The sequence below is a fragment of the Pseudomonas sp. genome, assembly GCF_050739935.1.
GTDB lineage: Bacteria > Pseudomonadota > Gammaproteobacteria > Pseudomonadales > Pseudomonadaceae > Aquipseudomonas.
The window spans coordinates 1-18,231 of sequence record NZ_JBOICF010000042.1; the positions used below are offsets into that span (position 1 = coordinate 1).

Consider the following 18,231-nt stretch of genomic DNA (forward strand, 5'->3'; position numbering starts at 1 on the left):
GTGTCAGGCACATTGATGGTGACTGAAAGAGCGTGTTCGCCAGCAAGCCGGCTTCTACAGGATCGAGTTTCGTCAGCGGTTGCAGTGCCTGTATTCAGGTGTTCAAGCGCTTGTCGATCAACCCTTCCACCACGTCCGAATCAGCCAGGGTCGAAATATCCCCCAGACTGTCCACTTCGTTGCAGGCGATCTTGCGCAGGATGCGGCGCATGATCTTCCCTGAACGGGTTTTCGGCAAGGCCGGCGCCCACTGGATCAGCTCCGGCTTGGCAAAACTGCCGATCTCTTTGCTGACCAGCGCCAACAATTCCTTCTGCAGCGCCTCATCCGGCTCAATGCCGGCCATGGTGGTGACGAAGGCATAAATTCCCATGCCCTTTACGTCGTGGGGATAACCCACCACAGCGGCCTCGGCCACGCTGTCATGCAACACCAGCGCGCTCTCGACCTCGGCCGTGCCAATGCGGTGCCCGGAAACGTTGATCACATCGTCCACGCGGCCAGTGATCCAGTAATGTCCGTCCTGATCGCGGCGTGCGCCATCGCCGGTGAAGTAGTAACCGGGATAGGGCTTGAAGTAGGTTTCGATCATGCGTTTCTGGTCGCCATACACCCCACGTATCTGCCCGGGCCAACTGGCCTTGATGGCCAGCAAGCCACTGGTTGCGCCTTCGACTTCGTTACCTTTCTCATCCAGCAGCACAGGCTGTACGCCAAACATCGGCTGCATCGCACAGCCCGGTTTTAGCGGCGTGGTACTGACCAGCGGCGTCAGCATGATTGCCCCGGTTTCGGTCTGCCACCAGGTATCGACGATGGGGCAGCGATCTTTTCCTACTTTATGGAAATACCATTCCCACGCTTCCGGGTTGATCGGCTCACCAACGGTCCCGAGAACGCGCAGGCTTTCCCGGCTGGTGGTTTGCAGCGGCTTCGGACCTTCGCGCATCAGCGCCCGCAAGGCAGTCGGCGCTGTATAGAAAATGTTGACGTGATGCTTGTCGATCACCTGCCAGAAGCGCGAAGTGTCAGGGTAATTGGGCACCCCTTCGAAAATCAGCGTGGTCGCGCCATTGGCCAGCGGGCCATAGACGATATAACTATGCCCAGTCACCCAACCGACATCGGCGGTGCACCAGTAGATTTCACCGTCACGGTAATCGAACACGTATTTGTGCGTCAGCGCGGCCTGCAACAGATAGCCGCCCGTTGTGTGCAACACGCCTTTGGGTTTTCCAGTGCTGCCTGAGGTGTAGAGGATGAACAGCGGATCTTCGGCATCCATAGGTTCCGGTGGGCAATCGTCGCTGATGCCGTGCAGCGCTTCGTGATACCAGATGTCGCGCCCTTCAACCCAATCGACATCGCCCTCGGTACGCTTGACCACCAGCACAGTGCTGACGTTCGGGCAGCTTTGCAGGGCCTTGTCGACGTTCTGTTTCAGCGGGATGTACTTGCCGCCGCGTACCCCTTCATCAGCGGTGATCACGGTCTGGCAGTCGGCATCGAGGATGCGGTCGCGCAGGGCGTCTGGGGAAAACCCGCCGAACACCACCGAATGCACCGCGCCGATGCGGGTGCAGGCCAGCATCGCATAAGCCGCTTCCGGCACCATCGGCATGTAGATGCACACGCGATCGCCTTTCTTCACCCCGCGCTGTTTCAGCACGTTAGCCAGGCGAGTGACATTGCGATGGAGTTTTTTGTAGGTGATTTCGGCGGACTCGGAAGGGTTGTCGCCCTCCCAGATGATTGCCACCTGATCGCCGCGCGTCTGCAGATGCCGGTCGATGCAGTTGTAACTGACATTCAGTTTGCCGCCCTTGAACCAGCTGGCGGCGCCGGTCTTGATGTCAGACTGCTGAACCTGATTCCAATCGGAAAACCAGTCGAGGAAGCTCTTGGCCTGTTCCGCCCAGAAGGTATCGGGTTGTTCAACCGATTGCCGGTACATGCGCTGGTAGTCGTCGGCACTCAGTTGCGCGGCCTTGCGCGTCGCATCGGCCTGTGGGAAATCGCTGAGATTGAACATGGCGTCTCCTGTTTTTCTTGTGATTTTGTGTAGCCGCAATAAGACATCAGAGTAGTTCGGGTTCTTGGGGTTCAGGTAATGCGGACATGTCACACCTCAGATGCCACGGGGCGCAACCCTCGGTTTGCTGGCGAACGACCTCGTGTCAGCAGGCGTTTCCTTACCTGACATACAGCGGTTCGCCAGCAAGCCGACTCGTACAGCGGAATGGGCGTGATCCAAAAACACAAAACCCGCCACCTCTCACGAGGGGCGGGTTTCGGGGTACTGCAAACGGGCTGGATCAGCCGCGATGACGACCGCGGAAGTAGTTGATCAGGCCTTGAGTCGATGCGTCTTCGGCGGCAGATTCTTCAGTGCCGACCAGGCGACTGTAGACACCTTTGCCCAGCTCCTTGCCCAATTCAACGCCCCACTGGTCAAAGGCGTTGGTGCCCCAGACCACGCTTTGTACGAAGACCTTGTGTTCGTACATTGCAACCAGAGCACCCAGACGGCGAGGGCTGATACGCTCGACGACGATGGTATTGCTCGGACGGTTGCCCGGAATGACCTTGTGCGGCGCGACTCGCTGCACTTCTTCTTCCGGTATGCCTTTGGCGCGCAGTTCGGCTTCGGCTTCGGCGCGGGTCTTGCCCTGCATCAGCGCCTGGCTTTGCGACAGGCAGTTGGCGTACAGCCACTGATGGTGGTCGGACACAGGGTTGAAGCTGACGATCGGCACGATGAAATCGGCTGGAATCAGCAGCGTGCCTTGGTGCAGCAACTGGTGATAAGCGTGCTGACCGTTGGCACCCACGCCACCCCAGATCACAGGTCCGGTATCAACGTTCACTGGCACGCCGTCCTGGCGCACGCTCTTGCCGTTGGACTCCATGTCCAGTTGCTGCAGGTGCTTGGTGATGTTACGCAGGTAGTGGTCGTACGGCAGGATTGCGTGGCTTTGCGCGCCCCAGAAGTTGCCGTACCACACACCCAGCAGGCCCAGCAGCACCGGCATGTTCTGTTCGAACGACGCGTTCTGGAAATGCTGGTCCATGGTGTAGGCGCCGGACAGCAACTCCTTGAAGTTGGACATGCCGATGGCCAGCGCGATCGGCAGACCGATGGCCGACCACAGCGAATAACGACCGCCGACCCAGTCCCACATTGGGAAAATGTTCTCTTCACGAATACCGAACGCCACCGCTGCGGCGTTGTTGCTCGATACCGCGATGAAATGACGATGCAGCTCGGCTTGGGAGCCACCTTGCGCCAGATACCAGGCGCGGGCGGCCGTGGCGTTCTTCAGGGTTTCGAGGGTAGTGAAGGTCTTCGACGAGACGATGAACAGCGTAGTTTCGGCGCGCAGTTTGCTGGTTAGCTCATGCAGTTCTGTGCCGTCGATGTTCGCCAGATAGTGGCAGCGAACGCCTTTCTGCGCGTAGGACAGCAGCGCTTCGGAGACCAGCTCCGGGCCGAGGAACGAACCGCCGATGCCGATGTTGACGATATCGGTGATCGGCTTTTCGGTATAACCGCGCCACAGACCATCGTGGATACGGCCTACCAGATCGGTCATCTGGTTCAGCACCTTGTGTACTTCCGGCATCACGTTGACACCGTTGACCTGCAACTTGTCACCCACCGGACGACGTAGCGCGGTATGCAGTGCCGGGCGACCTTCGGAGGCGTTGACCAGTTCGCCGTCGTATTGCGCCTTGATCGCGTCCTTCAGGCCTACCTCATTGGCGAGGTTGACCAATAGCTGACGCGTCTCGGTGGTGATCAGGTTTTTCGAATAGTCGAGGAACAGACCGGCGCTGCTGAGAGTGAATTCGCTGAAACGCTGCGGGTCTTCGTTAAACGCTTCACGCATGCTGAAATTCTGCATCGCTTTGCGGTGTGCTTCGAGCGCCTGCCAGGCGGGCAGGGTGGTGACGTCATGAGGAGTGCGGTAGTACGCCATCGCTGCGGGTTTCCTTGTACTTGGACTGCCTTTTGGACACTGAAAAGCCAGGATCGGACTGAATTAGCTGATACGACAGAGACTAACCCCCGACAACGCGGATGTCTGCGCCTTGCTTTCCTTTTGCTCGGTACTTTTTCTCACAAGGTAGTGTCGCTTTTCTCAGGCGACCTGTACCGGTATGGCATTGCGGGTGTGGCTAAAGTTCACTGTCCGAGGCCAGATAGAACGCGCGCGGCGCAAAGTTTCATAAACCACCGGCATCGGCCAGTGAGCATAGCGGTGAATCGCAAAATGCGTTCACTGCTATGGCGGTCATTACTGCCGTTTATTGCTCCCTGATCAGGTGCAAATTATCGATCAGGCGGGTCTTGCCCAGAAACGCCGCGCCGAGCACCACTAGATCCTGATCTCCCGCCGTAGCCGGGCGCAGGCTCACGGCCTGGCGGATCTCCAGATAATCGGGGCGCAAGCCTGCGGCTTCGAGCTGTTTCTTGCCATCGGCCAGCAGTTGCTCGCGGTCTTGCCCGCCATTACTCAACGCATCACCGATCTGCTTGATCACACGGTACAGCACAGGCGCGGTCGCGCGTTCCGCTTCAGTCAGATAGCCATTGCGCGAGGACAGCGCCAGGCCGTCGGCAGCCCGCACGGTAGGCTCGCCGATGATCTGGATCGGCATATTCAGGTCTCGCACCAACGCGCTGATGACTGCCAACTGCTGAAAGTCTTTCTGGCCGAAGATGGCGATGTCGGGCTGAGCCATGTTGAACAGCTTGCTGACGACTGTGGACACGCCGTCAAAGTGGCCTGGACGGCTGCCGCCACACAGGCCTTCAGACACCATCGGTACGCGGACTATGGTCTGATCGGCCATTCCGTGTGGGTACATTTCTTCGACCGTTGGCGTGAACAGCAGATGACAGCCGGCTTGCAGCAGCTTCTCCTGATCGGCCGCCAGGGTACGCGGGTAGGTGGCCAGGTCTTCGTTGGGACCGAACTGCAGCGGGTTCACAAAAATGCTCGCCACCACGAAGTCGGCGCGTTGAGCAGCCTTGGTGACCAGCGCGGTATGGCCGCTGTGCAGGTTGCCCATAGTCGGGACCAGCGCGATGCGTTTGCCTTCGCTGCGGGCGCGGGCCACGGCGGCGCGCAATTCGCGCACGGTTTTGACTGTGTTCATGCCGAGAATCCGTGTTCTGGGGCGGGAAAGCTGGCGTCTTTGACGGCGCTGACGTACGCGCCAATCGCTGACTGAATGTCAGGCTGGCCGGCCATGAAGTTCTTCACGAACTTGGGCACGCGGCCGCTGATGGACAGGCCGAGCATGTCGTGCAGCACCAATACCTGACCGTCGGTGGCGTTGCCTGCGCCGATGCCGATGACCGGTATCTTCACCGCGTGGGTGATTTCCTGAGCCAGTTCGCTTGGCACGCATTCCAGCAGAATCATGGCCGCGCCAGCCTGCTCCAGCGTAATGGCATCAGCGCGCATCTGCCGCGCTTGGGACTCCTGCCGACCTTGCACTTTATAACCGCCCAGCACGTTCACTGCCTGCGGGGTCAGGCCCATGTGCGCGCACACCGGAATACCGCGCTCGGCCAACAGCCGGATGGATTCACCCAGCCATGCCGCGCCCTCGATCTTGATCATGTGCGCGCCCGCCTGCATCAGCATCGCGCTGTTGGCAAAGGTCTGCTCGGCAGTGGCATAGGACATGAACGGCAGGTCGGCGAGGATCAGTGAGCCCTGATTGCCGTGTTTGACGCTGGCAACGTGATAGGCCATCTCGGCGGTAGTCACCGGCAGTGTGCTGTCGTGGCCTTGAAGGACCATGCCCAGCGAGTCGCCGACCAGCAGCACTTCCACACCGGCCTGGCTGGCAGTGTGGGCGAAGGTTGCGTCGTAGCAGGTAAGCATGGTGATTTTTTCACCTTTGTGCTTCAGGCCCAGCAGGGACGTAACGGTGATATCTGGCATGAAAAAAGTCCTCATTCAGGCGCTGTGAATACGACGGCGAGCAACGCGTGATTCATTCTGCAATCCAGGCACATCGTCGGTTCGCGATGTTTGAAAAGACCTGTCTGGCGCCTACAAGCCGGTCGTCCGGCTTCGGGACGCTTATCTTCGTGAGGAGGGGGCGGGAAGTCAATTCCGGGTGTTACCGGTTTGAAGAGGATGTTACCGGAGCGTAACGGTGAGTTGCCCGAGGTGCGTGGGGTGACGCTGATCTTTGTAGGAGCCGGCTTGCTGGCGAACTTGCTGATCAGCCAGCTAATGTTTTGCCGGATACGCCGCTTTCGCCAGCAAGCAGGGCTCCTACAGGTTCAGCGTTAGCCGGGCAGTCGCTCCAATCCTTCGAACGGGCAATCGGCAAGCAGGTCATCCAGCCTGCGCCCGTCAGCGAACGTAATACCCGGCGCCAATTCAGCCAGCGGGTACAGCACGAACGCGCGGGCGTGCATGTGGTAGTGCGGCACTTTCAGGCGTGGTTCGTCGATCAGCCGATCGCCAAACAACAGGATGTCCAGATCCAGCGTGCGCGGCCCCCAGCGTTCGAGACGCTCGCGCCCCTGACCGTTTTCGATGCCCTGCAGCGCATCCAGCAGCGCCAGCGGCTCTAACCCCGTATTCAACGCAGCTACCGCATTGGTGTAACGCGGCTGGCCCGGCAGCAGCGAATCGCTGACATAAAACGCGGAAACGCCTGACAGGCTCGTATCCGGCAACTGTCCCAACGCCTTGATCGCTTCCCGCAATTGCTCGGCAGGATCGGCCAGATTGCTGCCCATACCGATGTAGACACGTTCCATCGCGGTCATTCCGACGCGTCGGCGCCAGCGCGTTTACGTTTGCCACCGCCGCTGCGACGACGCTTGCGTGGGCCTTGGCCTGTGGCTTCGGGCTTGCTGCCCAGATCGCGAATCATGTCGCGCCGACCTGCTTCGTTGGCATCCTGGTACTCGGTCCACCAGTCGCCCAGGCCGTCGGTTTCCTCACCGGCGCTCTCACGCAGCAGCAGGAAGTCGTAGCCGGCACGGAAGCGCGGGTTGTCCAGCAGCAAGTCGGCACGCTTGCCCGAGCGACGCGGAAGACGCTCCTGCATGTCCCAGATCTCGCGGATCGGCATGGTGAAGCGTTTCGGAATCGCGATGCGCTGGCATTGCTCGGTGATCAGCTCATGGGCGGCTTCCTGCATGGCCGGAATCGGCGGCATGCCACGCTCTTGCAGGCGCAGCACGCGAGCAGGCAGGGCAGGCCACAACAACGCGGCGAACAGGAACGCCGGTGTTACCGGCTTGTTCTGCTTCACGCGCAGATCGGTGTTGGCCAGGGCATCGCTGATCAGCGTGTGGGTGTAAGTCGGGTTGTATTCCAGGGCCTTGGAGCTTGCCGGGAACAGCGGCTCGAACAGCTCCAGATCTACCAGCATCTCAAAGGCCGGCTCGGCATACCCGGAGAGGAATAGCTTGAGCACTTCCTCAAACAGGCGGGCCGATGGGATGTCGCGCAGCATGGGCGCCAGTGGACGAATCGGTGTAGCGCTGTGTTTTTCGATACCGAAATCAAGCTTGGCGGCGAAGCGCACGGCGCGCAGCATCCGCACCGGGTCCTCTTTATAACGCTGCTGCGGGTCGCCGATCAGGCGGATCAGGCGATTGCGGATGTCGTGTACGCCGTTGGCGTAGTCGAGCACACGTTCGGTGACCGGATCGTAGTACAGGGCGTTAATAGTGAAGTCACGACGCTGGGCGTCATCTTCCAGGGTGCCGTAAACGTTGTCCCGCAGAATGCGCCCGCTCTCGTTGCGCGACGACTGGTTGCTGTCCTCGTCTTCATCATCTTGAGGGTGATTGGCGCGGAAGGTCGCCACCTCGATGATCTCGCGACCGAAATGGATATGAACCAGTTTGAAACGGCGACCGATGATGCGCGCATTACGGAATTCGGCGCGGACTTGTTCAGGCGTGGCGCTGGTGGCGACATCGAAGTCCTTTGGGGTGATGCCCAACATCATGTCCCGAACGCAGCCACCGACCAGATAGGCCTGATAGCCTGCATTTTGCAGACGCTCGACGATATTCACCGCGTAGCGGCTGAATTGATTGCGTTGCAACGAATGCTGGCTGCTGCTGAGCACTTCAGGCGTTGTACGCGTGTGTTGCTGCGGCTTGCGCAGAGGAGAACGGAATGACTGGAACAGCTTCTTCAGCATGGGATGCACTGTTTGAAGGAATATTCGGCCGATTACGAAGAATGACCGCACGATGGGCGGGGATTCTAGCATTTAGTCGAGGGATGGTGTAGGACGCTGCGCGAAGCGCGTATGGAGGCAGGAAATACACGGGTCAAACGGTTGTTGCCAGGAGACAGCGCGGGATTCTTTTGTCCCGGAAGCTACTGGGGGAGCCGAAGCTCCCCCAAAGTGTGTGCTCTTATTTTTATTGTTCAGTTGGGCTTTTATTTTTGTTGAGCGCCCAATTCACGGCTTTCGCCTGTGAAACCTCCCAATCGGGAGTCAAGAGCAAACGGATTGCTTTGGTCGCTGTGCTGCAGTGATCATCGATCCAACCAGTTCAGGCGCTACCTTAGGGTAGTTTTTTGTGGTTCTCAGCCTGGTTGCGGGACAAGTCCCAAATGCAACGCCTCTCCAAAAGAATCAGTTAGCTGCGCCTCCGCCGTGTTGTTTTTGTTATGCGTGAGTCGATTCGTCTTGTTCTTGTTATGTTGTTTTTGCGGGTGACTGATTTTTGTTGTTCTTGTACGAATATAGATAGCAGGACACGTGCCAACTTTTGCGAAACGCGCTGCAGCCCTTTAACTACGGGGGTGTGGCAAAACGACGCTATTTTCTACGAGCAAAAAAAACCGGGGTTACGTTACCGTACGCCCCGGCTTTTGTTACGTGTCGCTGGTGAGGTAACAGTTTTTTCACAACTCCCTGAAAAGCGCGTGCCAGAGCGTTGGGCGGCTGAAAAACGACTGTAGCGGCACGGCTTGGCCGCGATGGGCGCGCTTTAAATCGCCAAGCCGCCAAGCCGTACTGCTACAGACCGCTATCTCAGGTTTCGCTGGCCACGCCGGTCTTGCGACGCGGGATGCCCAGCCGCTGACGGCGCTCCCACAGGCATTTGCGGCTGACGCCGAGCTTGCGTGCCAGCTCCGTCTCGGTCATATGGTCCTGATGTTCGAGTACGAAGTGCTGGAAATAGTCCTCCAGGGACAAATCCTCGGTCGGCTCATGAGCGGTAGAGGCGGAAGACGCCTGTTGCGGCGCGAGGCCGATGAACTCCTCGACGTCCAGATCACTCAGTTCGATATCAATGCCCAGCAGGTCTGCCGAGATTTCCGGGCTTTCACACAGAATGACGGCGCGCTCGACCGCATTTTCCAGTTCGCGGACGTTGCCCGGCCAGGAGTAGTGACGAATCGCCTGTTCGGCGTCGGGACCGAAGCGTAAATCGTTGCGTCCGGCCTTGGTGCTCTGGCGGGCCAGAAATGCGTTGGCGATTTCGTTGACGTCTGCGCCGCGTTCACGCAAGGCCGGGAGCTTCAGAGCGATCACATGCAGACGATAATAAAGGTCTTCACGGAACTGGCCGACCTTGGCCAGGCTCTTGAGGTCGCGGTGGGTAGCTGCAATCAGGCGTACATCCACTTTCTGCGATTGCACCGAGCCTACCCGGCGAATCTCGCCTTCCTGTAGAACACGCAGCAAGCGCGCCTGAGCCTCAAGCGGCAGTTCGCCGATCTCGTCAAGGAATAGCGTACCGCCATCAGCGGCTTCCACCAGGCCGGCACGGCCTGCACTGGCGCCCGTGAATGCGCCTTTCTCGTGGCCGAACAGTTCTGACTCGATCAGCGTTTCAGGGATTGCGGCGCAGTTGACCGAAATCATCGGTGCTTTAGCGCGACGGGACAGGTTGTGCAACGCCCGCGCGACCAGCTCTTTACCGGTGCCGGATTCTCCCTGAACCAGGACGTTGGAGTCGGTCGGCGCGACCTTGCGGATTTTGCTGTACAGATCCTGCATTGGTGGACAGGAACCAATGATCCCGATATCACCGTTGCTGTTGTCCGGCACCGCCTTGTCGGAGGCCGAAGCCTTGCCGGCAACGGCCGCGCGCTCGGCCTGCATGCTTTGCACGGTCTGTCGGTCACGCAGGATGCGCGAGACCGCCTGCAGCATTTCGTCGTGGTCGAAAGGCTTGGCGATGTAATCCACCGCGCCCATCTTCATCGAGTCCACGGCCGAGCGCAGGCTGGCATAACTGGTCATGATCAGAACGGGTTTGCCCTGGCCAAGCTTGATCAGCTCAGTACCGGGGGCGCCGGGCAGGCGCAGGTCGCTGACGATCAAGTCGAACGAGGGGATGCTGAAACGTTCCTGAGCTTCCTGCACGGATCCGGCTTCACTGACCTGGTACTGATTACGTTCCAGCAGACGACGCAAGGCGGAGCGGATAATGGTTTCGTCTTCGACGATCAAAATGTGCGGCATTGATTCGGTACTCTCGACGGTCTCAGTTCACAGCGGACGTCGCTTCGACATGTCGCGGTAAGGTCACCCGAATACGGGTTCCGCGCTGTTGCTCGGCATCAGCCGGGCTGTCGATGGTGATCTGTCCATAATGCTCTTCAACGATGGAATAGACCAGTGCGAGCCCCAGTCCTGTCCCTTCCCCCGGATCCTTGGTGGTGAAGAACGGTTCGAACAAGCGGTCCATGATTGCTTTGGGAATTCCAGTGCCTTCGTCTTCGACGATCAAATCGACCGTATGTTCGGACGCCTCACTCTTGACCCGTACCGCACTGCCCGCAGGCGAGGCATCCCGGGCGTTGGAGAGCAGATTAATCAGTACCTGTGCCAGCCGTTGCGGATCGCCATCGACCCAGTGGTTGGGATTGCACAGGTTATAGAATTGCACTTCGAAATTGCGCCGATTGAGCGCTAGCAGACCAATGGCATCCTGCGCGACTTCGGCCAGACAGACGGCCTCGTCGGCGTGCTGATGACCGCCCGCATGGGCGAAGCTCATCAGCGATTGCACGATGCGCGAGACGCGTTTGGTCTGCTCGATGATCTGACTGCTGATTTCGGTCAGTTCGCCATCTTCCTCACGTTCTTCGCGAAGGTTCTGCGCGAGACAGGCAATGCCGGTGATCGGGTTGCCGATCTCGTGAGCCACGCCAGCCGCCAGGCGACCAATGCTGGCCAGGCGCTCGGAGTGGACCAGCTTGTCTTCGAGCGCCTGCGTGTCGGTCAGGTCTTCAACCAGAATCACCAGGCCGCTGTTACCCGGTGCGAGCGGCTCATCGATGGCGGCTTTGTGCAGGTTCAGCCAGCGGGTCTGGCCATCGAGTGGCAAGCGCTGCTTATGCAAGTGTTCGTCCGGTACATTGATGAACCCGAGCAGCAACTGTCGCCACGGATCGGCGATGGTTTCCAGGCGCGACCCCACCAGTCGCTGGGCGCCGATGCCGGTCAGCTCTTCCATGGCCTTGTTCCACATCAGGATCTCCTGATCCTTGGCCAGCGAGCAAACGCCCATCGGCAACTCTTGCAGAGTCTGGCGATGGTAGCGGCGCAGCGCATCCAGCTCAGCGGCAAGCCCTGTGAGGCGCGAGTGGTAATCCTCCAGACGGCTCTCGATGAAGTGAATGTCCTCGGTGACATAGTTTTCGCCGCCGGATTTATACGGCAGGAAGGTTTCGACCATGTCCTGAGCGACGCTGGGTCCCATCAGACCGGAGAGGTTGGCTTCGATCCGGTCGCGCAGACGGCGCAAGGCATAGGGACGGCGTTCGTCGAACGGTAGATATAGGTCGCGCAGCGCCTGCTCGACTTCTTTTTGGGCAGCTTTGGCCCCCAATGGTTTGGCCAGTTGCGTGGCGAATTCCTGAGGGGAGACGGCGTGCAACTCCCGACGTTGCGGACGACGCACATTATCCACGGCGCAGGCTTCAGCGGCGCTTGCCTCTTCCGGGCTGGGATTGCTGAACAGCGAAATCAGGGTGAAGACCAGTACGTTGACAGCCAAGGACGCGATCGCCGCCATGTGCCAGCTGGTATCGTCCAGCACGTAAATCGTGTTCAGCAGCGGGATGTAGAAGCCTTGAAAGTTGCCGACCAGCGGGAACAGCATGCTGACCATCCATACCACGATCCCGGCGATCAACCCGGCCACGAATCCACGACGGTTGGCGGCGGGCCAGTAGAGCACCGACAGCACCCCTGGCAGGAACTGCAAGGTCGCGACGAAGGCGACGATGCCGAGATTGGCCAGATTCTGCTTGGCACCCAGCAACAGATAAAAGCCATAGCCTGCCATGATGATCGCGACGATCAGGCCGCGACGTGTCCACTTCAGCCAGCGGTAAATATTGCCTTCGGCCGGCGGCTGGTAAAGCGGCAGGACCAAGTGGTTGAGCGCCATGCCTGACAGCGCCAGCGTGGTGACGATGATCAAACCGCTGGCGGCCGACAGACCACCGACATAAGCCAGCAATGCCAGCGACTCGTTGTGTGCAGCGATCCCGATGCCGAGGGTGAAGTATTCGGGGCTGGTTGTCGCCCCCAGTTTCAGCCCGGCCCACAACACCAGCGGCACGGCCAGGCTTATCAGCAGCAGGAACAGCGGCAGACCCCAGCTGGCACTGACCAGCGAGCGGGGATTGAGGTTTTCGGTGAAAGTCATGTGATACATGTGCGGCATGACGATGGCCGAGGCGAAAAATACCAGCAGCAGCGTGCGCCACGGGCCTTCCTGCAGCGGCGTGTGCAGGGCAGCCAGCGCGCTCTGATTCTGCAACAGCCATTGTTCGAGGCTCTGCGGGCCGTCGAACACGCCGTAAAGCGCATAGATACCGACGCCACCGATGGCAACCAGCTTTATCACCGACTCGAAGGCGATGGCAAATACCAGCCCCTCGTGTTTTTCCCGGGTGGCGACGTGCCGCGAGCCGAAGAAGATGGTGAATAGAATGATCACGATGCAGAAGGCCAGGGCAACGTAATTGCGCACCGGTTCGCGGGTGAGGATACCGATGGAGTCCGCCACTGCCTGGATTTGCAGGGCTAGCAGCGGTAGAACCCCGATCAGCATGAAGATTGTCGTCAATGCCCCGGCCCACGTGCTCCGAAAGCGGAAGGCGAACAGGTCCGCCAGCGATGACAGCTGGTAAGTGCGGGTGATTTTCAGGATCGGATAGAGCAGCACGGGCGCCAGCAGAAACGCGCCGGACACACCCAGGTAACTGGCCAGAAAGCCGTAGCCGTACTCGTAGGCCAGGCCCACGGTGCCATAAAACGCCCAGGCGCTGGCGTAGACGCCCAGCGACAGCGTGTAGGTCAGCGGGTGGCGAATGATCCAGCGCGGGACCAGCCCACGCTCACTGATCCAGGCAACACCGAACAGCATCAGCAGGTAGACGGCGCTGACCAGAATCATCTGGGTCAGGCTAAAGCTCATCGGCATCTCGTTGGCTCTGCAGAATGAATGTCACCACGATCAGGATCAGCCACAGCATGTAAGGCCGATACCAGGCGCCTGTCGCATCGATCCACCAGTCCATGATGGCCGGGGAGAAGAGGTAGATGCCTACCACCAGTAGCAGGACCAATCGATAAATGTACATTTGGCCTCCTGGGTTGATTGCGACAGGACGTGAGCCCGAAGGAGCGGCATGGTAACGGATGGCTATCAGGCTGCAAGCGACGTTTCTGCCACCTTTAATGCTGTGTTTCGCTGCAAGCGCTCTGGCTCAGTCTATTCGAGCTTCTTCAATGCTGGCGACCCGTGGAATCAAATCAGCGTTCCAATGAGCGATTCCCCAATCGAGAACCTCGCGCGGCGTGGCGAACGCCAGCTCTTTAGGCACTGCCTGTCCAAGGGCGCGCAATGCCCGAAGCAGAAGCGGCGTGGCTTGATCGGCGGGTAAAGGAGGGGAACGATAGGATTTACCCAACTTGTGCCCGTCGGGCTGTGTTATCAGGGGGACGTGCAGGTAGCGAGGTTGCGGCAAGCCGAGCAGCTCCTGCAGGTAAAGCTGGCGCGGCGTGGAATCCAGCAGGTCGGCGCCGCGCACTATGTCGGTGATACCTTGCCAGCCATCATCGAGCACCACTGCCAGTTGATAGGCGTACAGACCGTCCCGCCGACGTATTACGAAATCGCCGACCTCGCGGCCCAGATGCTGACGAAACTCGCCCTGAACCCGATCTTCGAAGCGATATTCCAGTTCAGGCACGCGAATGCGGATGGCGGCGTTGTCAGGCGAATGCCCTGCATTGCGACAGAAGCCTGGATAGATGCCCTGGAAATCTTCCAACTGCTTGCGCGAACAGGTGCAGGCATAGGCCAGCCCGTAGCTGAACCAGCGGCTGATGACCTCCTGATAGGCGTCGTGCCGATCGCTTTGTCTGATCAACTGGCCATCCCACTCGAAACCGTAGTTTTCAAGGGTGCTGAGGATAGCCGCCTGAGCGCCGGGTTGTTCTCGCGGCGGGTCCAGGTCTTCCATGCGCATCAGCCACTTGCCGCCAGCCGCGCGCGCATCCAGATACGACGCCAGCGCCGCAACCAGAGAACCGAAGTGCAGATAACCACTGGGAGTTGGCGCAAAGCGCCCTATATAAGAAGGGGATTTCATGGGCGCTGATGGTACTGGAAATCCGATGTACGAAAAACCGGACGACACGCCGGTTGGTGTAGGACGCTGTTCTTAGCGCCAGCAGCACTGTCTTCGGACCGGGTGGGCGATTTGCTGGGGAGCGAATTCATTCGCGAGGCAATCGTACGGACGACAGAGATGTGTCGACTTTACCGCCCTCCCGCCAATGAATTCGCTTCCACAGAAATGGGGACGGGCTGGATAAATCGGCGTTAACCGATACCGAAAAACGAAAAAGACGCCGAAGCGTCTTTTGTCGTACTCGAAACAGGATCATTTACCGACCTGTTTTTCCTTGATTTCCGCCAGCGTCTTGCAGTCGATGCACAGGTCGGCGGTCGGGCGGGCTTCCAGGCGGCGCAAGCCGATTTCGATGCCGCAGGATTCGCACCAGCCGTATTCTTCGTCTTCGATCAGTTGCAGCGTTTTGTCGATCTTTTTGATCAACTTGCGCTCACGGTCACGAGCACGCAGTTCCAGAGCGAACTCTTCTTCCTGGCTTGCACGGTCAGCAGGGTCAGGAAAGTTGGCCGCTTCGTCCTTCATGTGATCAACGGTGCGGTCGACTTCCTGCATCAAGTCCTGTTTCCACTTGTTCAGGATCTTGGTGAAGTGAGCGCGCATGGGCTTGCCCATGTACTCCTCATCCTTCGTCGGGACGTAAGGTTCGAAACCACTAATCGTTTGGTTGCTTTTTTGCTTTTCTTCGGTGGGCATGAACGGACCGCCTCTCACTCTTCTAAGCCATTGCGCAGGGTAAAGATCCATCGCCGACACCTGCCGGCCCTGCGGCTGCAAGCGGGCGAACTTACCAGATCGAATCGGAGCGCGCTACTCCCGGTTGTCGAGCATGGCCCGGCAACGCGCCCGTGAACTATGACCACAGCCAAAGCGCCCGGTTTTATATTATTTTGCAGTGCCATCAGTCTAGCCCCTCCGGCGATATTATCTGCACTGGTGGATCACCGGCAGATCGCCCCGACCGAACGATAAAACCTGTAGGACCGCGGGCGGTTGGGTAGAATCGGCCAATTGTTTCCGCCCCCCTGTGACTAAAGGAAGATCAATGCCTCAGCCCTATAGTGCGCGCAGCCGCGCCATCGAACCCTTTCATGTCATGGCGCTGCTGGCCCGCGCCAATGAACTGCAGGCGGCGGGGCATGACGTCATCCACCTGGAAATCGGTGAGCCCGACTTCACCACCGCTGAGCCGATCATAAAGGCCGGGCAGGCTGCGCTGGCTGCCGGGAAAACCCGCTACACCGCGGCCCGCGGCTTGCCTGAGCTGCGGCAGGCGATTTCCGGTTTTTACCAGCAGCGCTATGGCCTGGACGTAGACCCTGAGCGAATTCTGATCACGCCAGGCGGCTCCGGCGCATTGTTGTTGGCTACCAGTCTGCTGGTTGATCCCGGCAAACATTGGCTGCTGGCGGATCCAGGCTACCCCTGCAACCGACATTTTCTGCGTCTGGTCGAAGGTGCGGCCCAGTTGGTGCCGGTGGGGCCGGACGTGCGGTACCAGTTGACCCCGGATCTGATTGCGCGGCACTGGAACGAGGACAGCGTCGGCGCGCTGGTCGCCTCGCCAGCCAATCCGACCGGCACATTGTTGCATCGGGATGAACTCGCGGCGCTGTCGGCATCGCTCAAGGCCCGCGACGGTCATCTGGTGGTGGATGAGATCTATCACGGTCTGACTTACGGCACCGACGCCGCCAGCGTGCTGGAGGTGGATAACGACGCTTTCGTGCTCAACAGTTTTTCAAAATATTTTGGCATGACCGGCTGGCGTCTCGGCTGGCTCGTGGCCCCCGACGCAGCTGTCGGGGATTTGGAGAAGCTCGCGCAAAACCTGTATATCAGCGCGCCGAGCATGGCTCAGAGTGCTGCGCTGGCCTGCTTCGAGCCGCAAACCCTGGCAATTCTCGAACAGCGTCGTGCCGAGTTCGGCAAGCGCCGAGACTTCCTGTTGCCGGCCCTGCGCGAGCTGGGGTTCAACATAGCCGTCGAACCCGAAGGCGCTTTCTACCTTTATGCCGACATCAGTGCATTTGGCGGCGATGCGTTTGCATTTTGCCGGCATTTTCTGGAAACCGAGCACATTGCCTTTACGCCGGGACTGGACTTCGGGCGTTATCAGGCCGGTCATCACGTACGTTTCGCGTATACCCAAAGCCTGTCACGCCTGCAGGAGGCGGTTGAACGCATTGGTCGCGGCCTGCGGAGCTGGCAAGGCTGATGCGATTCTCTCCCGAACTCGAAGAAGGTCGCTTGCTGCAGCGTTACAAGCGTTTTTTAGCCGACATCGAAACGCCCAGCGGTGAGCGTCTGACCATTCATTGCCCCAACACCGGCTCGATGTTCAATTGCATGATGCCCGGTGGGCGCGTCTGGTTCAGTCGTTCCGATGATCCCAAGCGTAAGCTGCCCGGGACTTGGGAAATCAGTGAAACGCCGCAGGGACGCTTCGCCTGCGTCAACACTGGCCGCGCCAATAAACTGGTAGAGGAGGCGCTGCTGGCGGGTGTGATCACCGAGCTGAACGGCTTTACCGCGCTCAAGCGGGAAGTTGCCTACGGCCAGGAAAACAGTCGCGTCGACTTCCGCCTGGATTACCCGGATGGCGCGCTGTTTCTTGAAGTCAAGAGCGTGACGCTGGGGTTTGACGACAGCAATGTGGCGGCGTTTCCCGATGCGGTGACCCAGCGCGGCGCCAGGCATTTGCGTGAACTGGCGGCGCTGGCGCGAGAGGGTGTGCGTGCGGTGTTGTTGTATTGCGTCAATCTGACCGGAATCGAGGCGGTGCGGCCTGCCGACGAAATCGATGAGGCTTATGCTGTTGCGCTGACAGAGGCAGCCGCCGCTGGTGTCGAGATTCTCGCCTATGGTGTGCAACTGACGCCTGAAGAAATACGGATTGATCGTCGGCTTGAAATTCACTTGGCCCAGGCACCTGACCCTACGCACCCGTTCAGTCTTGCTCTGGCAGATTGACCCAGATCCCCTGAGCATCCTCGCCGCAGTCGATGGCGTTCAGGGATTTACCCTCGCACGGCCCTGCGATGCATTCGCCGCTCTCGATCAGAAATAACGCGCCGTGGGTCGCGCACTGAATCAGGCTGGCGCTCGCATCGAGAAACTGGTCTGGCTGCCATTGCAGCGGTACGGCGCGATGGGGGCAGCGGTTTTGGTAGACATAGACCTGCCCGGCGCGTCGCACCGCCAGCAATTGAAACCCTTCGACTTCGAAGCCGCGGCTTGTTCCCTCATCGAGTTCATTTTTGTCACACAGGTATTTCAGCGCAGTCTCCTTCTCGCTTGACGCGTAAACGCCAGTCACTATCAAATTGCCCGGTTGTCATGAGCGGCCTAGTCTGACAGCTCTACAAATGATGCGTCGATCCAACTGGCTCCCGCGCACGTCACGGCAGGCGCGCGCCCCCTCTATATCAAGGATTCTTTCTTTCATGCGCTTCGTTGCCAAGCTGACCGTCACCTTATTACTGCTGCGGTTGACCCAGTGAAAGCCCGGACCAAAGCCTTTTATCCGGCGAATATCTCGCTCAACGCCGAGGCT

At 59.3% G+C, this 18,231-nt stretch carries 14 protein-coding genes; 2 read left to right on the forward strand and 12 right to left on the reverse strand.

Annotated elements, in window-relative coordinates; all coding sequences use genetic code 11:
- Positions 1–94: 94 nt before the first annotated feature.
- From acs to dksA, 11 genes are all read right to left on the reverse strand, one after another.
- Entirely contained in the window at positions 95–2,032 is a 1,938-nt protein-coding gene (gene acs / locus ACRER8_RS07115) for an acetate--CoA ligase (protein WP_431745642.1), read from the reverse strand.
- Between the two features lie 283 nt (positions 2,033–2,315).
- Complete coding sequence (gene pgi, locus ACRER8_RS07120) at positions 2,316–3,980, reverse strand: glucose-6-phosphate isomerase (RefSeq protein WP_431745643.1); 1,665 nt, start codon at positions 3,978–3,980, stop codon at positions 2,316–2,318.
- 328 nt (positions 3,981–4,308) lie between these two features.
- The gene (panC, locus tag ACRER8_RS07125; RefSeq protein WP_431745644.1) at positions 4,309–5,163 is read right to left on the reverse strand and encodes a pantoate--beta-alanine ligase; all 855 of its coding nucleotides are present in this window, start codon (positions 5,161–5,163) and stop codon (positions 4,309–4,311) included.
- Positions 5,160–5,960 carry a 3-methyl-2-oxobutanoate hydroxymethyltransferase gene (gene panB / locus ACRER8_RS07130; RefSeq protein ID WP_431745645.1) on the reverse strand — a complete coding sequence of 267 codons (801 nt, stop codon included), beginning with the start codon at positions 5,958–5,960 and terminating at the stop codon, positions 5,160–5,162. The genes panC and panB overlap by 4 nt, the downstream gene beginning before the upstream one ends.
- A gap of 353 nt (positions 5,961–6,313) precedes the next feature.
- Positions 6,314–6,793: a 2-amino-4-hydroxy-6-hydroxymethyldihydropteridine diphosphokinase gene (folK, locus tag ACRER8_RS07135; RefSeq protein WP_431745646.1), complete on the reverse strand. Its 480-nt coding sequence runs from the start codon at positions 6,791–6,793 to the stop codon at positions 6,314–6,316.
- 5 nt (positions 6,794–6,798) lie between these two features.
- Positions 6,799–8,196, reverse strand: coding sequence for a polynucleotide adenylyltransferase PcnB (locus ACRER8_RS07140; protein WP_431745647.1), 1,398 nt, complete (start codon positions 8,194–8,196; stop codon positions 6,799–6,801).
- A gap of 846 nt (positions 8,197–9,042) precedes the next feature.
- On the reverse strand, positions 9,043–10,482 hold the full coding sequence (locus tag ACRER8_RS07145) for a sigma-54-dependent transcriptional regulator (protein ID WP_431745648.1): 1,440 nt from the start codon (positions 10,480–10,482) through the stop codon (positions 9,043–9,045).
- Positions 10,483–10,504: 22 nt separating this feature from the next.
- Positions 10,505–13,459, reverse strand: coding sequence for a sensor histidine kinase (locus ACRER8_RS07150; RefSeq protein ID WP_431745649.1), 2,955 nt, complete (start codon positions 13,457–13,459; stop codon positions 10,505–10,507).
- Positions 13,443–13,619: a hypothetical protein gene (locus ACRER8_RS07155; RefSeq protein WP_002552060.1), complete on the reverse strand. Its 177-nt coding sequence runs from the start codon at positions 13,617–13,619 to the stop codon at positions 13,443–13,445. Before ACRER8_RS07155 ends, ACRER8_RS07150 begins: the two co-directional genes overlap by 17 nt.
- A 126-nt stretch (positions 13,620–13,745) precedes the next feature.
- On the reverse strand, positions 13,746–14,633 hold the full coding sequence (gluQRS, locus tag ACRER8_RS07160; protein ID WP_431745650.1) for a tRNA glutamyl-Q(34) synthetase GluQRS: 888 nt from the start codon (positions 14,631–14,633) through the stop codon (positions 13,746–13,748).
- A 294-nt stretch (positions 14,634–14,927) separates the two neighbouring features.
- Positions 14,928–15,371 carry an RNA polymerase-binding protein DksA gene (dksA, locus tag ACRER8_RS07165; protein WP_431745651.1) on the reverse strand — a complete coding sequence of 148 codons (444 nt, stop codon included), beginning with the start codon at positions 15,369–15,371 and terminating at the stop codon, positions 14,928–14,930.
- A 349-nt stretch (positions 15,372–15,720) separates the two neighbouring features.
- Between dksA and ACRER8_RS07170 the strand changes: the two genes are divergently transcribed.
- Together ACRER8_RS07170 and sfsA are read left to right on the forward strand one after the other, a co-directional pair.
- Complete coding sequence (locus tag ACRER8_RS07170; protein ID WP_431745652.1) at positions 15,721–16,893, forward strand: pyridoxal phosphate-dependent aminotransferase; 1,173 nt, start codon at positions 15,721–15,723, stop codon at positions 16,891–16,893.
- Positions 16,893–17,648 (forward strand): DNA/RNA nuclease SfsA, encoded by a 756-nt coding sequence (gene sfsA, locus ACRER8_RS07175; RefSeq protein WP_431745653.1) that lies wholly within the window; start codon positions 16,893–16,895, stop codon positions 17,646–17,648. The genes ACRER8_RS07170 and sfsA overlap by 1 nt, the downstream gene beginning before the upstream one ends.
- On the opposite strand, the gene ACRER8_RS07180 is transcribed toward sfsA, so the two are convergent.
- Positions 17,626–17,955 (reverse strand): Rieske (2Fe-2S) protein, encoded by a 330-nt coding sequence (locus ACRER8_RS07180; RefSeq protein WP_431745667.1) that lies wholly within the window; start codon positions 17,953–17,955, stop codon positions 17,626–17,628. The genes sfsA and ACRER8_RS07180 overlap by 23 nt on opposite strands.
- Positions 17,956–18,231: the final 276 nt, after the last annotated feature.

Bases quoted from the DNA above. Each gene is read 5' to 3' on its own strand.
- folK (WP_431745646.1), bottom strand. From the start codon at position 6,793: ATGGAACGTGTCTACATCGGTATGGGCAGCAATCTGGCCGATCCTGCC.
- pgi (WP_431745643.1), bottom strand. From the start codon at position 3,980: ATGGCGTACTACCGCACTCCTCATGACGTCACCACCCTGCCCGCCTGG.
- ACRER8_RS07150 (WP_431745649.1), bottom strand. From the start codon at position 13,459: ATGCCGATGAGCTTTAGCCTGACCCAGATGATTCTGGTCAGCGCCGTC.
- ACRER8_RS07140 (WP_431745647.1), bottom strand. From the start codon at position 8,196: ATGCTGAAGAAGCTGTTCCAGTCATTCCGTTCTCCTCTGCGCAAGCCG.
- sfsA (WP_431745653.1), top strand. From the start codon at position 16,893: ATGCGATTCTCTCCCGAACTCGAAGAAGGTCGCTTGCTGCAGCGTTAC.
- gluQRS (WP_431745650.1), bottom strand. From the start codon at position 14,633: ATGAAATCCCCTTCTTATATAGGGCGCTTTGCGCCAACTCCCAGTGGT.
- dksA (WP_431745651.1), bottom strand. From the start codon at position 15,371: ATGCCCACCGAAGAAAAGCAAAAAAGCAACCAAACGATTAGTGGTTTC.
- ACRER8_RS07170 (WP_431745652.1), top strand. From the start codon at position 15,721: ATGCCTCAGCCCTATAGTGCGCGCAGCCGCGCCATCGAACCCTTTCAT.
- ACRER8_RS07145 (WP_431745648.1), bottom strand. From the start codon at position 10,482: ATGCCGCACATTTTGATCGTCGAAGACGAAACCATTATCCGCTCCGCC.
- ACRER8_RS07155 (WP_002552060.1), bottom strand. From the start codon at position 13,619: ATGTACATTTATCGATTGGTCCTGCTACTGGTGGTAGGCATCTACCTC.
- panB (WP_431745645.1), bottom strand. From the start codon at position 5,960: ATGCCAGATATCACCGTTACGTCCCTGCTGGGCCTGAAGCACAAAGGT.
- acs (WP_431745642.1), bottom strand. From the start codon at position 2,032: ATGTTCAATCTCAGCGATTTCCCACAGGCCGATGCGACGCGCAAGGCC.
- panC (WP_431745644.1), bottom strand. From the start codon at position 5,163: ATGAACACAGTCAAAACCGTGCGCGAATTGCGCGCCGCCGTGGCCCGC.